The organism is Thermasporomyces composti, assembly GCF_003386795.1.
Classification (GTDB): domain Bacteria; phylum Actinomycetota; class Actinomycetes; order Propionibacteriales; family Actinopolymorphaceae; genus Thermasporomyces; species Thermasporomyces composti.
On sequence record NZ_QTUC01000001.1, the window covers coordinates 2,042,425 to 2,057,474 of the forward strand.

General features: G+C 64.0%; 8 protein-coding genes. 3 read left to right on the top strand and 5 right to left on the bottom strand.

The features are described from left to right. Positions 1 to 64 precede the first annotated feature (64 nt). Positions 65 to 568, bottom strand: a complete 504-nt coding sequence (locus DFJ64_RS08930) for a nucleotidyltransferase domain-containing protein (RefSeq protein ID WP_115850044.1) — start codon at positions 566 to 568, stop codon at positions 65 to 67. 80 nt (positions 569 to 648) lie between these two features. Here DFJ64_RS08930 and DFJ64_RS08935 point away from each other — a divergent pair, with 80 nt between their 5' ends. From DFJ64_RS08935 to DFJ64_RS08945, 3 genes are read left to right on the top strand one after another with little or no spacing between them, the layout of a single operon-like run. Next, entirely contained in the window at positions 649 to 1,662 is a 1,014-nt protein-coding gene (locus DFJ64_RS08935) for an aminoglycoside phosphotransferase family protein (protein WP_115850045.1), read from the top strand. Next, on the top strand, positions 1,659 to 1,853 hold the full coding sequence (locus DFJ64_RS08940; RefSeq protein ID WP_147304650.1) for a hypothetical protein: 195 nt from the start codon (positions 1,659 to 1,661) through the stop codon (positions 1,851 to 1,853). Before DFJ64_RS08935 ends, DFJ64_RS08940 begins: the two co-directional genes overlap by 4 nt. A 19-nt stretch (positions 1,854 to 1,872) precedes the next feature. After that, on the top strand, positions 1,873 to 2,064 hold the full coding sequence (locus DFJ64_RS08945) for a hypothetical protein (protein WP_115850047.1): 192 nt from the start codon (positions 1,873 to 1,875) through the stop codon (positions 2,062 to 2,064). Positions 2,065 to 2,107: 43 nt separating this feature from the next. On the opposite strand, the gene DFJ64_RS19230 is transcribed toward DFJ64_RS08945, so the two are convergent. From DFJ64_RS19230 to DFJ64_RS08960, 4 genes are read right to left on the bottom strand one after another with little or no spacing between them, the layout of a single operon-like run. Further along, positions 2,108 to 4,690, bottom strand: a complete 2,583-nt coding sequence (locus DFJ64_RS19230) for a DEAD/DEAH box helicase (protein ID WP_147304651.1) — start codon at positions 4,688 to 4,690, stop codon at positions 2,108 to 2,110. 37 nt (positions 4,691 to 4,727) lie between these two features. Further along, positions 4,728 to 8,102, bottom strand: a complete 3,375-nt coding sequence (locus DFJ64_RS08950) for a Swt1 family HEPN domain-containing protein (protein WP_115850048.1) — start codon at positions 8,100 to 8,102, stop codon at positions 4,728 to 4,730. Positions 8,103 to 8,109: 7 nt separating this feature from the next. Then, positions 8,110 to 10,920, bottom strand: coding sequence for a DUF1156 domain-containing protein (locus DFJ64_RS08955; protein ID WP_115850049.1), 2,811 nt, complete (start codon positions 10,918 to 10,920; stop codon positions 8,110 to 8,112). Further along, entirely contained in the window at positions 10,917 to 14,534 is a 3,618-nt protein-coding gene (locus tag DFJ64_RS08960; protein WP_115850050.1) for a helicase-related protein, read from the bottom strand. Before DFJ64_RS08960 ends, DFJ64_RS08955 begins: the two co-directional genes overlap by 4 nt. Positions 14,535 to 15,050: the final 516 nt, after the last annotated feature.

Here is a 15,050-nt window from a genome sequence, read left to right on the forward strand (position 1 = left end):
GAGAGTAGACGGCAGATCCGGACGGTTGGGACGCGGTTCCGGGGTCGTTCAGCCATGTTGCGCGCTAGTCGCTCGGCTCCCCTTCGCCGTCCAGGCGGGAGAGGGCGTCACGGAGGAGCTTGGCTCGCTCGGTCCGGCCGATCGCCTCGTACGCCTCCGCTTCGTACGCCAAGGACAGCACCGGGACGGTGCGGCCGTCGACGGTGACAAGGCGGCAGTGGTCGCGTGGATTGGTCGGCGGTCCCCATGGATCGCTTGGCTGAGCGCGTTTGCGGACGGCGCCCATGACCTCGACCTGGAGCCCGTCGATCTCGAACGCGCCGAAGAGGGAGGACATCAGCGGCGAGGTCCGCCGGTGCACCTCAACGCGGACGAACTCCCGCAGGGCGTCGTTGGCGAGCCACGCACCGTCGTCGTCCGTTTGCACGTCGATGTCGTGGACGTCGACCCGCGCACCCTGCAGGTAGTGGCCAAGGCTTCCGGTGAGGGCCCAGTTCACCTGTGGGAACGGGAGCCGGTCGCAGAGTAACCGCAGGACACGCCGGTAGGCCTCGGGTAGCTCGTCCATGCGGTCCATCGTGACACGCAGGGCACTGTGGCCAGGGCGAGCCGGACCGATCGCTGAAGGGGTCGGTCTAGGCTGCCGGGATGATCGACGTACCCGAGCCGTTCGCACGCGAGATCACGGAGCGCGAAGGCGCGGACGGTGCGCGATGGATCGCGTCCCTTCCCGACCTCGTCGACGAGCTCTGTGCGCGTTGGAGCTGCACCCCGTCCGGATGGGTCATGCACGGCAGGGTCGGGATCGTCGTTCCGGTACGACGCGGTGACGGATCGTCCGCGGTGCTCAAGGTCTCCTTCCCCCACCCCGGGAACGACCACGAGCCGGTCGCCCTCGCCACCTGGTCCGGCCGCGGGGCCGTGCTGCTGTACGAGCGTGACGATGCTCGGTACGCCATGCTGCTGGAGCGGGTCGACCACAGCACCCTGCTCAGCCTCGACGACACGGACGAGGCCGCCGCCATCTGCGGACGGCTGACCCGTCGCCTCGCGGTCCCAGCACCACCGAACGTTCCACGGCTCAGCGAACGGGCGAAGGCGCAGGAGCGCGCACTCCTCGACGCGTACGAGCTGCTGACCGACCACGTGCCTCGTCGAGTCGTCGACACCGCGATCGACACCATCCGCGAGCTCGCCATGGAGCAGCCGGACACCCTCGTCCACGGCGACCTCCACGACAAGAACGTCGTCCGGGGGACCCGCGAACCATGGCTGGCCATCGACCCCAAGGGCTTCGCAGGAGACCCGGCGGTCAGCGCGATGAGCGTGGTGATCGGCGGGTTCCAGCGTCAGATACCCACGGACGAGCTCTGCGCCGAGCTCCCCGGCGATTGGCGATCTTCGCCGACGCCGCCGAACTCGACCGGGAACGCGTCATCCGCTGGACGCAGGCTCACGCCCTCCTGTACGCCTGCCATAAGCGCACGACGCCGGGGAAGGAACGCGACGGGACCGTCCACCTCGCCGAACGAGTCGCGACCGCTCTCGCGTGAACGCGAGGGCTGCCGTGCCGCTGTAGCGCTGACACCGCCGCCACCTGTGGACGTCTCGTGGATGAATACACTCCGGTGCCGAGTCGAGCGGGAGTGCGTCTCCTCATGACACCGGCCGTCGACCGGCTCGAGTGGATTCTCGCCGGACTCGATGGAACCCAGGACTGGGGTTCCGACGCGGCGTCCGTGCCGGCGCCCGCGTTCACGGCGATCGTGCCGCCGGATGTCAATGTCGCCCGGACACGGGCCCGCTCCAAGATCTACGCCCCGGTCTTCCGTCGTCGGCCTCGACGTCTCTGAGCACACCGCGAAGGCCCGCTTGCGCCGTCCCGATGGCGACATCGACGCCCTCCACTGTGAGGTCAAGCCAGAGCCGCCGCACCGCATCACGATGACCTGGATCTCCGGCGTGGTGCCGACGGACCTGGCTCCGCGGTTGCCGATAGACTTCGCCGACTACGACCTGCCGTCATCTTGTCCAGCTGCCCGAGCCTACGCGACCTTCTCCTAAACGAACTCACGAGTAAGATCCCATCTATCACTGACCGATCCGATCAGTCATACGGTCTAATTCGGTTCAGGGTGAGACGGTTGATGACCTGGCTGGGCAGGCAACCGTTCTCCGTCATCACGGCAAGAACATGCCTTCTCCGCGCGTCCTCAGAAGCAATTCCGTTGACGCTCGAAAGCAGGTTGTCCCATACGGCCGAAACGTCCGCAGCGATCTGCCTAACAACCTCGGTCGATGTCATGTAAACGTTCTCGTTCGCCACTGATGCATCCTTGGGATCGACCGCTAGGCGATCCGAAATGATAACCGCACAACTTCCCGGAGGGGGATAGTCCAAACCTCGATCCGCCGCTAAAAGACCGAGCTGGGAATTCGCTTGCCTGATGCTACTAAGCGGCAAAAGCTTGCCGGGATCCTGCTCAGACTTCGCTTCAAAAGTAATCCACATTGCAGTGCCCCATTCCCATGCCGAGTCACACCGACCGGGGCCGGGCGGCTTGGATGCATCTGCACCGAGGTACAACCCGAGCGTCGTCAGCGCCCTTTCGTAGACGCTCGCATCTTTCTGGTTCAGTTCCTCACACATCCGATTCAACTCATCGGCGATGCGGTTCGGGCGCATTTTTCCACCTAGTCGCGCCGTCATGGCTTTGATGGCGATTAAGTCCTCCGGCGCGGGTGACATCGCCTCCGCACCTGGAAGCTCCCGCATCTCCTTGAGCCACGTGCCGCGGTTCGCAGCAGCAGCTGCAGCTTCTCGCACTAGTGCGCGCGCCCGTGCCCGCTGCGCCTCATTCTGCGCCCCAAGGTGAAGCCATACGGCGGCAATGTAAAGCAGTAGGCCTCGGTAACCCCGTGTTGCTTCACCGCCAGCGCCGACTTCGCGTGCCGCATCCTGCATCTTCCCGCTTGCACCGCGCCAGTCACCGCTAAAAGCGAGCTGCCATGCCTCGACCTCCAACGACGCCGACTTCCCGAGTGCATCGGAGCCATTAGGTTCAACTTTCACCGCATCCTGCCGAAATTCGGCGACGGTGGGTTCGCCCTGCTCGCGCCATTCAATACCATGGTCGAGAAAAATCTTGACCTTGTCAATGATCTTGTCAGGATCGACACCTCGGCTGTTCTCCCAGCCGAACTCGACTTCAGCCTGCAGCTCAGGATCCAACGCCTTTCGGTTCTCAGGTAGCGAAAAGTATCTGGTAATGTCTGATCCCAGTACAACAACTACCGCGTAGTCGTTCGGCCCGCGAGTGCACCGCCCAGCACCCTGCACAATGCGAGTGCGTACCCGCTCGGCAAGCGCGACACTGGCCCCGGCTCGCTCACTGAGAAACCTCTCTTGTAAGCCAACGGTATCTGGCCTTCCCTCCAGTACCACAATGCGGCAGGCCTCATCTGGCAAGTCGAGCCCGTCGTAGCGGTTCGCGAGACCTAGAACGCCCTTCGGCGCATCGATGAAGGTCTCCAGACCTTCTCTGATGTCGTCGCGACCCATGACCGGAACCTGTTCGTCCGCGAGCCGTCTAGCGGCTGCTTCTGCCTTTCCAACTGTCTCTTGACAAAGAAGCAAAGCTTTATCTGTAAGGCTAACAATACGCTTGGTGAGCGTCACACCGTCACCGCCTGCGGCCAGGTCAGGAAAGACAAACAGCCGGCGACCGGAGCGAGGCAGTGTTTTCGTTGGCCGCGGCATACGTACAATCTCGGCCCGCCCAAACGCGCGTTCCAGCTCACCGCCTGATCCAAGCGTCGCAGAAACGTAAATACGCTGCTTAGCCCGCGAAAAAACCCTGTTCTCAAACGTGGGTGGAATCATGGGGCGGATCTGGATACCACCGTACGATAAGTAAACACAGCACGAATGTAGTCCTTCACGAATCATGCCAAATCGAAACTTGTAAGGCTCAGGGAGCTGAGCGAGAGTGGCGTCTAGTTTGGCGAGCGCATCCTTATCTACAGCAGGCAGAATTAGACGCACCTGGTGGTGTGCACCCAGATCATCTTTTCCGCTGAGACGTTGCAGCAGTAAGTCGGGCAAAAAGGGCTTCAATGCATCTAGAACTAAAAAATAGAAGTCGCGCGCATCATGGCGGCGGATTGTCACACCGTACTCCTCGCCCACGAACTGCTCGCCAGCATGGGCGTCATCAAAAATGATCAAACGCGGTTCTGGCAGTTTAGGGTTGCTGTTGAAGATCGCACTGTACGTGACAATTCCGATAGCCTCAGCACCCTCAACAGCGCTTTGTTCCCTGACCTCCCAATTGGACGCCGGTCCGATGAGCAGGTGACTAGGCACGCCCTCACGTCGAGCGGTCACAAATACCTGTCGGGCGAGCTGCTTGGTCAGCGCAGCATAAATGACGGGTCCCTCGTTTTTGCGACGAACCCACTCACCAATCAGGAGACTTGGAATGGTCTTTCCGGATCCAGTCGGCAGCTCCAATGCAAGATCAGGTATTTCTTGATATTTTTCCGCGTAGGCTCGAATGACATCGCCCTGGTGCACCCAAAGTCCATCCACTGCCTCTGTAGTTCGAGGTAGTGTGCCGCTGAGATACATTTCCTCGGGCGAATCGAACCGCTGCTGCGACTTCTTTGACTTGCCGACGAACACCATCATGACTCGCTCTGCACCTCGTTAAGCACCTCTTGCGTGCTCAGTCGTTCTCAAAACCAAACTGTTCGAACTTGAGGGTTCTGGCGTTCTCGGTCACGATGCGAACCTTGTCATCTGGAAATCCGTCGGGCTTCACGGCGCTGATCTCCACTCGTACCTGCAGCTGAGCTCCCTCGGCGGCGGCTAGGTGCTGCAGGATCTCTTGTGCGATGCGGGTGAGGTCGCGGCCGTAGCGTTCGGGGTTCAGCTGCATGACGCCGAAGAAGCGAACGTTCTGCGGGGACGGTGGCTCGGGACGGGGTGACTGATCGGCCTCGTCAGGAGCAGGACGGACGGAAGTGGTCGTGCCCTCTGCGGCGCCGACTTCCGCACCACCCGTGACGGTACTGACGGTCGCCGCAGCTCGTTCGGCCTCTTGCTGTTGACGCGCGATGGCTGGCAGGACCAGCAAGGTCGAGTCGGTGATCGGCCCGAAGGTTCCTTCGTGCGGGATAGTCAGACCCTTGTAACGGCCTGATGTCTCGTCGAAGCCTTCAGCGAGCGCGAAGCCCTCCTGCTCCCAGGTGATTTCATTGAGCACGGCCCGTACCGCGTCGTCGAGCACCGAACGGTCGCGCAGCCGAGTGAGGTACGGGTGGCGGCAGTAGTACGCCCACAGGTCTCCTACCGAAACGTGGCCGTGGGACCACACCACCGAAAGCAGACCGTCCAGCTCCATCCGGATGTTGCGAGGCGCGTAGGTACTGGTGAGGAGTCCTTCCTGGCGGAGCCTCGCGGAGACGCGCGGTCCGAGCCCGTCCCTCGCACTCTCCGCCCGGAGCGCCCGCAGAGTCACCGGCCCGGCCGGATCCGGTTGGTCCGGTACGAGCACCCAGATGTACGTCTCGGCGATGCGCCGCTTCACCGTGTCGTCGGCGTCGTCGCGACGGCGCTGCGCCATCGCCGCCTGCTGTGGCGCCAGGTTCAGCTCGGTGACCCGCTCACAGATGTACCGCCACGCGAGCAGGTCGCGCACGGCCTCGTCCAACTCCTCCAGGCGCCGGTCGTCCGGGGCGAGGAACACGACCATGTTGCGGTTGGTCCGTGGCGCCGTTCCGCGGGTCTCCAAACACTGCCGGGCGAACCGCATCGCCGGCGAGTCGTCACCATTGCGCACGTGCTTGTCCCGCGGGTGCAGGATGACCAGCTTGGCCTCCTCGCTGTCGGGCACCGAGCCGGTGTCGTCTGGGCAGGCGTGGACCGTGGCGAAGTCGCCAGCCGTGCGACGCTCACGACCAAGCCGCTCGACCAGCTCAGCCCAAACCGCCTCGGGGTGCTCACGCAGCCGGTCGGCGTAGTCCTGCGCGGTTCTGGTGACCGATGCCTGCGTGTCATACCAGTAGCGCGCGTTGTCGACGTAGAGGTAGGTGGCGCGCTGGCTGAGCACCTCCAACGCCGACCCGAAGTTGCCGACGGTGTCGCCGGGCACCGCCACGCCGGCCCAGATGTGCTGACGTTCGATGCCCTTGTGAGCGCTGCGCAGAGTAGGTGCGGATCCGATGAAGATCGTGCGGGCGATGCGGCGGGTCAGCGCACGCTCACCAAACGCGGGCCGCTGTGTGTCGATCTCGACCGGGGTGGAGCCGTCACCGTCGATGTCCGCGTCAATGATCGGTTTCCAGGCGTCGGGTAGGTACTGGGTCAACTCACCGGAGACGGTGTTGAGCATCAACGGCACCGAGCCGGGCATGATGAGCGGGCTCGCGTCCTGTGACCGCCACAGCTCGTGCACCACCTTGCTGATCAACCGCAGGACGCCTCGAGTGCGCTGGAAACGCTCGAGTGTGGACCAGTCCTGGTAGAGCCGGTCGAACAGCTCCGGGTGGATGGGGTACGCCCGACGAATCCGCTCCTCGTAGGCGATCTCCCCGAACTGGCGAGGAAACTCGTCCCGGTGCTGGGAGTAGAACTCGACGAACCGCCGGGCAACCGCGGCGATGTCCCGCTGGGCGTCCGCATCGGGCGGCTCGAAAAGCCGCCGGCGGACGATCTCGAACGACTCCTCGCCGGTAGCCGGCCGCCATGGATGGGCGATGCGGCGGACGACGTTCTGCAGGCGTTCCAGCGCCTTCTGCCCGTTGGGGCCTCCGACCTCCAAGTCGCTTCCACCCGTACCGTCCGGACCGGTCGGGGTATCCGATGCTGGGATCGAGATCACCAACAGCGCGCCCTTGATGGCCTTGACGGTCTCGGTGAGGGTCTGCGCGAACGTGAACTGGGTGTCGAACGTCCCAGCAGGCAGGTCGTCGCGGCCGTAGAGCTGACGAGCGTACGCCACCCACTCGTCGATGAGGATGAGGCAGGGGGTGTGCGCGGCGATGAGCTCGTGCAGCGCGGTGCCGGGGTTGGTGGCGGTACGGTCCGCCTCGGCGACGATGTCGTACGCGGCTCGCCCGCCGAGCTGCCAGGCCAGCTCGCCCCAGATAGTGCGAACCTCGGTGCCATCCTCTTTGACACTCGTTTCACCAGGGGCAGGCATGAGCCGAGTGCCGACCAGCGCCACCCTGCGCACCTGGCCAGGGCCGGGAAGAGTGATCCCCTCGAGCGCGTCCTGCACCTCCTGCGGGAAGGCGGTGACTGGCGTACCAGAGAACAGGTGGTAGAGCGCCAGCATGGAGTGAGTCTTGCCACCGCCGAAGTTGGTCTGCAGGTTGATGATGGGGCTGGCGTTCCTATCGCCGGCGATCCGGCGCGCGGCCCGCTCGATGAGGTCCCGCAGCCCATCGGTTAGGTAGGTACGTTGGAAGAACTCGACAGGGTCCCGGTACTCCGGACCCACGTCAGTGCTGCCGGTCGCGACCATGTAGAGGTCGGCGGCGAACTCGGCGGCGTCGTAGCGCCCTGTGGCCACGTCCTCGTGTGGTGTGATGACCTCCCGCCAGGGCTTGAGCCCAGTACCAGGCACGTCCGGCATGCTCGATCGGAGCGCTCGCCGGGTCTCCGCCTCGTACTGCGCCCGCTGGTGATCCAGTCGCAGCTTGCGTACCTGCTCGGCGTGTCCGAGCGCACCAGCGGCTATCAGGAGGCGTTCCATGGTGTCCAGGGCACGGTACGTGTCGTCCGGGCTGAACGGAGCGTTGTGCGCCCAGCGGTTGCCAACCTCGCGCAGCTCGGTGGCAAACGACTGCTCCGTGCGCGAAAGCTTGTCCTTAAAGACCCGCCACTCTTCGGTTATCACGCGCAGCAGCAGCCGAGGATCGCGCTTGTCGTATGTCTTCGCCGCGCCGTGCCTCGTTTCGTCGCGGGCGGCCAGCATCTCCAGCCAATCGCGCCCAGCCGGCACCGCAGCGGTCATCGCGTCGTCAACGAAACGCTCAAGCCCGGCCGCCAGGATCTCCAGGCCCCTGCCAATCCGTTCCCGGTTGCTGATGGCCATCCGCGCCTCACTCCTCGTCCGTGCCGAAGTCCAGCTGGGTCTGGGCCGATGGCGGCGTGAGCGCACCGCCGGTCCGGGTCGCCGCGGACACGTCCGTCCACGAAGTACCGAGGTTGTTGAACAGCAGACCGGTCCTACTCCAGTTCTTCTTCTCGCAGATCGAATAGAGCAGGTACGCCAACTCCTTGGCGGCGTCCAAGTCGACCCGTCGGCCGGCTGTAGCCATCAACCGGGCTGCCTCATCTACGCCCTTCTCGTCGAGCGCTTTGGCCAGCCGTAGCACGACCTCCCACACACTGATCCGGTCATCGCCGGCCGGATCCCAGTTCTCCGACAGCTCGGAGGGCTCAAGCAGTCGCGCCTTGCCTGCCCGTGACCAGAAAATCCCGCCACGAACAAGCCCGTCGACCGATGTGTTAGTGGCACGTGACAGCTCGTCGGCGCGCCCGTACGGCTGCTCATCCCAGCCGAACTGCTGAAACCAACGCACGCAGAACCGGGTGTCCGTGTCAAAGTCACCCTCCTGCTCCGCCAGCACCTCATCCAGTGCCTCGTTGATGAGCGTCAGTGCGGTGCGCACGGTCATTTTGGAGCCATCCGGCTCGACAACCTTCGCGTACCGGGAGAAGATCGCCATGCCCGGCCCGATCGCCGCCTGCGCCAGGTCTACCGGCGCGATGCTAGCCTGCTGCAGCTCCTTGAGCCGACTCGGAAGCTCCCCCTTCAATGCAGCTAGGAATGCCCGCCGAGTTGACGGTGGCGCATCCTCCGGCCGTGGACGGCACGCCAAGACAACGGACGACGCCAGCGCGTTAGAGTCTTGTCCGCGCAACCGTGAAGCATTCTCCGTCCGCATGGGCCATGTGCCAGTCACTTCCCATCCGGAATGGATCAACCCTTCGAGAAGGGCTTCCCAACCCGTACTCGCGGCTCCCTCATGACTCTTCTCGGTCTGCTTGAATGCATAGAAGATGGTGATCGGCGTGGTAGGCACACCCCCACGCCGTATTAGGTCAAATACACGGACGAAGCCTTTCTCAAAGTATCTAGTAGCAGCTGCCTTGTCACCCCGGCGGAAGGGATCTGCGACGAGCTCGGCTTCTTTTGGAGTCAACATCGTCCCAAGAACCGACGGCAGGACCCGCGCTAGGCATCGGCGCAGCCACACATAGAAAAAGTCGGCGAGGTCGGCATAACCGACGTTGTCGTAGTAGGGAGGGTCTGTGGAAACCAGCATGGAGTCATAGGGGCGACGTGCGGCGTCAGCACAAGTGACCCTTCCCGGTCGAGCTGCGGGTGGCGCGAATGGTCGGCTCTCTATCGCCCTGATCGCGCCATCGATTAGTACGGCTACGGAGCCCGACGACTCGCCAAGTGGCGATCCCTCGGCGAAGTCCCAGGTCATCGGGATAGCCTGCCTACCGAAGAGGTGGCGGGGACATTCCGCTACAGGCTCCCAGCCGCACAGGCGATTGCCAAGATCAGCCAGTCGACTAACGAGAAACGCCAAATATACGCTAACCGCGTCCGCGTAGGCAGCCGCGTCAGCGCCGCCCGCTTCGAGGCGGTCGCCCTCTGGCATTCCGGCGGCAAGTGCGTCGGCGAGAACCTTCTCACGGGCCTCTTTAACAATGTCGCAAAAAGTGTTGAGCGCGGTCAACTGGCGCGGAGTGAACAAGTCGGCGTGCCGGGTAATGCCGTATCCCTGGACCCGGAAACCGAGCGCCGCTTCCGGGAGTTCGGTATCGGGGACTTCGGCAGGGATGGGGACGTCAGCGGCAGCTTCGTGTTCCGAGTTGGGCGGGAGGTAGACGCGGCGGCGGTCACCTTCAGCGACGATCGCCATCAGCTGCGCACCCATCCGCTTTGCCTTGCCCTCGGCGCGTACATAGGACAGCGGTACAGCCGTCTTACACGCCACGCAGACCGCACCGTTGCGGGTGACCGTGCCATCGTTGTCCTTCGTCGGCGCATGCGCAGGGTCGTGACCGATCGAAAACTCGACCCGGCCGTCGACCACCTTCGGGACGACGTACGCCTCCTTGCCCTTCTTCTTGCCGAGCCACCACGATCGGACTAGAGGCATACGGATGCCGCAGGCGGGGTTGGGACAGGTGACTGTGCGCGCCCAGATCCAGGCGATCACATTCGCCTCACTGCCGTCGGGCAGCTTCGCTTTCGGATACATGTACCCGATGCGCTTCTCGGCCTCGTCGCGAATCCACTCCCCGTACCGGCGCACGTCCTCGGCTAGCCCAGTCGCCCGTGGCCACTCTCCCATGCGTGACTCCGCTGCGCCTGGGAACACCGGCGGCCGGCCAGCGAACTTTGGCGGAATTTCGATCAACGCCTTATTGATCAACACCGCCACTGGGTTCAGGTCGCTGGCGTGCGCCTCCAGGCCGAGCCGCTGCGCCTCGAGCGGGATCGAGCCGCCGCCAGCGAAGGGATCGAGAATCGTCGGTGGCTTGCCGTCGAAGCACTTCGCGATCTCCTCGCGCGCCTCACGGAGAAGCGTCTCATCGTTACTGTTCTCCCACTTCACCAGGCGCTCTATGAGATCGAACAGTCGCCGCCGTTCTTTGGCCTGGAGCTCCTCGGTGGGGAACCGGTCCGGGTGCGCGGACGGATCGTCGACGAGCTGAGCGAACAGCACCGCTCGGCAGGCAGCCAATGGTCGTCTCGCCCACCACAGGTGCAGCGTCGACGGGTGGCCGTGCCGGATCGACTTCTCCCGTGCCGACTCCCGGTTAATCGCCTCCAGCGGCAACGCCACCTCAATGAGCTTGCGCTTGACCGGCGCTTGCGTCGTGCTCACAGCGGTGCTACTCCCTTGCTCCACATCTCCTGCCAGTTGCCGCGTACCGCGTCCGCGGCGAAGCTACCGAACTCGAATCCGCGGAACGGATCGAGCACGTACCGCACCTCATCAAACTCGGGCCCCTCCGGGTGGACGCTCACCAGTGCCAGCCGGTACCGCTCGGCGTTCTGGCCATACAGCACCTCGTTGCGAGTCACCACGAAGTCCTCGGCGCCTGCCATTCGGCCCTTCACTTCGATAAAGACGTAGTGACCGTCCGGCGTCAGCGACCGGATGTCGTAGCCCTTGTTGTTGTGCGGCATCTCGGTGGGCATCCGGCCTAGACGCCTCTCGGCGGCCATCACGGCCGCCACAGCACGTCGGTTCACCTCCGCAGTGTCCTTGGCGTACGTCACGACTGGCCCACTACGCCGGCCGAGGAGCCGATCCAGGAGACCCTGCGGCACCACGAGCGCGCCACCGACGACCACGGGGGGCAAGGGTCGCAGCGCCTCGTCGAGGTCGAGCTCGGCAAGCCGCTTCTCCAGGCGCCGCTCCAGGTCGCGAGCACGGCGATGTGCGGTCTCCGGCTTGATCTTCAACGTCTTGCCGGCGGCTTGTTGGTCGAGCAACTCGGCGTACCGTGTGTCCCAGTAGTTGATCTCCTGGGTGAGCCGCTGCCGCACGTGGACCCGTGTGCGGGCAACCATCGTCTTGACCCGCTCCTCGGCCTCACGGAGGTGATCGTTCACTCCATGGGTGATCGCCCAGTTGATCGCCAACTCTTCCACACCGGACGTGAGCCAGGATTCGGTCAACAGGCGCTTGAGGTGTGGCTCTTCATCGGCGGTGGGCGCCCTGTAGTCGAGGTACGGTGCCGGTCCAGCGGACTCCGCCTGCCCGTCTCGGCGAATCTCCACGAACTCAAAGCGCTTCGAGATCGTCTTGGCAGGGGTACGCCCATCGACGATCTCGTGCGTCATCGCCACCAGCAGTCGCGGCTCTTCACCCGGATCAGTTCCGTCGATGAGCAACGCGCCCTGCTTGAGCAGAGTGCCGTACCGCTCGATCACCACATCGACGACCGAGTCGAGCAGCGGATGGCCTGGCGCGATGAGCGCGGCCTTGCTCTTTCCGGGTGGCTGGATGTACTTCCGGTCGAAACACACGCGCGCATAGCTGCGCAACACCGGTGGACCTGTGCCGATCTGCCGGTCGCGATCCCTGACCTCACCAGGAACGTGGCTGATCTCGTACCGGCCGGCCTCGCGCGCTGACATCACTCCGCCCAGCAGCCGGAACACCTCGCTGAAGAACGCCTGCACGTAGTGCGGCTGAAGTCTTCTGATACGCGCTTCCTCCATACGAAGTCGCAGCTCTTGAACGTCGGCCTCAGCGAGGACGTCATGGTGTAGCGCCCGCTCGGAAATCAGCTTCTCCATCGCCCTGCGGGGCTCGGCGTCGATGACCTGGTTGAGACGCTCTCGCACCTCAGGCTGATCTCCGTACCTGATCGCCTCGATCAGCACCTCACGCAGCGACCGTCCCTCGAACGCACGTCCGAGAACGTCGAACACCTTCCCCTGGTAGGCACGCCGCTGCTCCTCCACCTTGGCGAGCAAGCGAAGGAAGACCGCGCCCTCACGGGTGTCGTCGGCCACAAGGTTCCAGAGCCGGCATACCTCCCGCTGCCCGATTCGGTGGATACGGCCGAACCGCTGATCGATACGGTTAGGGTTCCACGGCAGGTCGTAGTTGACCATCAGATGGGCACGCTGCAAGTTCAAGCCTTCACCAGCCGCGTCGGTCGCCACGAGAACGACCGCATCCTTGTCGTTGGTGAATCGCTCCTGGGCAGCACGTCGTGCCTCACGCCGAACACCGCCGTGGATGGCGATGACAGCATCGTCTCGACCGAGCAAATCTTGAATTTGGTCGACGAGGTAGTTAAGGGTGTCGCGATGCTCGGTGAAGATGATGATCTTGCGACGCGAGCCGTCCGTGTCATACATCGAGCTGTTGTCGAGCAGCAGGCTGCGGAGCTCGGTCCACTTCTTGTCCGTGCCCGACCACCGGACCCGTTGAGCCAGCTCCTCCAAGCCGGCGAGAATCTTGATCTCAGCGTCCAGCTCGGCAAGTGTGCGAGCCGCGGATGCGGTGTCGACGAGCTTCTCTTCAAGCTCCTCACGTTCGTCGCCAGTGAGGTCCTCGAGCATGTCCTCAGTGACCTCATCGGGTACGACCTCCGTCCCGTCACTGACGCGGCCGAGCAACAGGGCGAGGCGGCGTTCCAGGTTGGTCTCACCCGCGCCACGTTCGGCGTACAGCTGCTGGCGGCGCTGCTCCAGCCTGCGGCGCCGGCGTTCCAGTGAACGCAAGATCGCTTCGGGACTCGAGGCCAGCCGACGCTGGAGGACGGTCAAGGCGAAGCCGACTGTGTTGCCGCGCCGACCCTCACCTTCGGCCTTGAGCTGGTCAGCGCGGTTCATCTCCTCACGGACGTACTGGGTGACCGCCTCGTACAACTCACGCTCGAACGGCGAGAGCTGGTAGCGCAGGGTCTCCGCGATCCGCTCGGGGAACAGCGGCTTTCCCTCGAACGTCACCAGCTCTTCCTTGACCATGCGCCGCATCAGTCCGTCGGTATCGACCGAGTGCACTCCGTCGCGGTATCGGCCCTCGAATCGATCCGCGTCGAGCAGTGCCATGAACAGCTGGAAGTCCTCTTGCTTCCCGGTGTGCGGGGTGGCGGTCATCAGCAGGAAGTGCCGCGTCACCCGGCCGAGCAGGCGACCCAACTCATACCGCTTGGTGGTCTTCAGCTCCGTGCCGAAGTAGTGCGCGGACATGCGGTGCGCCTCATCGACCACCACCAGGTCCCAATCCGAACGCTCCAGCTGCTGCTTCAAGTCCTCGGCACGGGACAGCTGGTCCATCCGGGCGATGAGGAGCGGCACCTTGTCGAAGACCGACTCGTCCAGGCTCGCCTCGACCATCGATCGGGTCAGCAGCTCGAAACGCAACTCGAACCGGTCTAGCAGCTCCTCCTGCCACTGCTCGACCAGGCTGCCTGGAGCCACGATGAGACACCGGGCCAGATCGCCGCGGAGCATCAACTCTTTGATGTAGAGGCCGGCCATGATCGTCTTGCCGGCGCCCGGGTCGTCAGCGAGCAGGAACCGGAGCGGAGTGCGTGGCAGCAGCTCGCCGTACACGGCCTTGATCTGGTGCGGCAAGGGCTCCAGGTCACTCGTCGTCACCGCCAACATCGGATCGAACTGGGCAGCCATCCTGATGCGGAGCGCCTCCGCCGCCAGCCTGAACAACGCCGGGTCGCCGTCGAACGCGTAGGGTCGAGAGGCCTCCTCCAACGACAGGATGGACTCGTGATCGCGGTACAGCAGTCGCTGATGCGTCTGCCCAGAAGGATCCCGGTAGGTCAACGTGATGGCGTTGGATCCATGCCACACGACGTCTACCACGGTGACTGGCTGGTTGACGACGACGCCGCTGACCCGCGTCCCTGGCGTCAGCGCCTCGAGCTTGACCCTCCTGGGCTCTTGGTCGCCATGTCGTCCATTCAGCGTTGGCTCGGAATTAGAGTGCGGAAGCGAGTCATCCGCGCTGCCCATGCCGACCCCTTGCCTCGATGAAGTTCCGGCTCACGTCGCTGCTCCAGCGTCACCCCACAATGTCACACACCCTCAGTCATCACACCATCACGTTATCGAGACCGTGAGACTCGCCAGGCCCTGTGGGCCACCACCGCGAGCAGACGCCGTAGTGTGGTCAACCGTTACTGACCGTGGCTGCTCTGGTCGCAACGACCACTGGGGCGGTGTCGCTCCTGCTCACCCACGCATCGAGGGAATGGATGGAAGCCGATCTGGCACGTTGAGGTCCCTCGCGACCATGAGCCGGCACCGCAACTCAGCTGGGGTACCAGTCGAGTACGTGGAGCCTGGCGTACCAGGAGGTAGTCACAGACCGCGCGCTTGACCCGATGCCGGCGGCCTGAGCGGTCCAAGCACCACTCGACCAGGGAGCCGAAGGCGACATGACAATCAGGTTCGACGTCTAAGTCGACCTCGGTAATCGCCACACCTTCCATCTCCGACGCTTCGTAGCGTCGCGGCCGTGGCGACCAT

Excerpts from the sequence above, each read along its gene's own strand:
- DFJ64_RS08940 (WP_147304650.1), top strand. The coding sequence starts at position 1,659 with ATGACACCGGCCGTCGACCGGCTCGAGTGGATTCTCGCCGGACTCGAT.
- DFJ64_RS08950 (WP_115850048.1), bottom strand. The coding sequence starts at position 8,102 with ATGGCCATCAGCAACCGGGAACGGATTGGCAGGGGCCTGGAGATCCTG.
- DFJ64_RS08960 (WP_115850050.1), bottom strand. The coding sequence starts at position 14,534 with ATGGGCAGCGCGGATGACTCGCTTCCGCACTCTAATTCCGAGCCAACG.
- DFJ64_RS08930 (WP_115850044.1), bottom strand. The coding sequence starts at position 568 with ATGGACGAGCTACCCGAGGCCTACCGGCGTGTCCTGCGGTTACTCTGC.
- DFJ64_RS08935 (WP_115850045.1), top strand. The coding sequence starts at position 649 with ATGATCGACGTACCCGAGCCGTTCGCACGCGAGATCACGGAGCGCGAA.
- DFJ64_RS19230 (WP_147304651.1), bottom strand. The coding sequence starts at position 4,690 with ATGATGGTGTTCGTCGGCAAGTCAAAGAAGTCGCAGCAGCGGTTCGAT.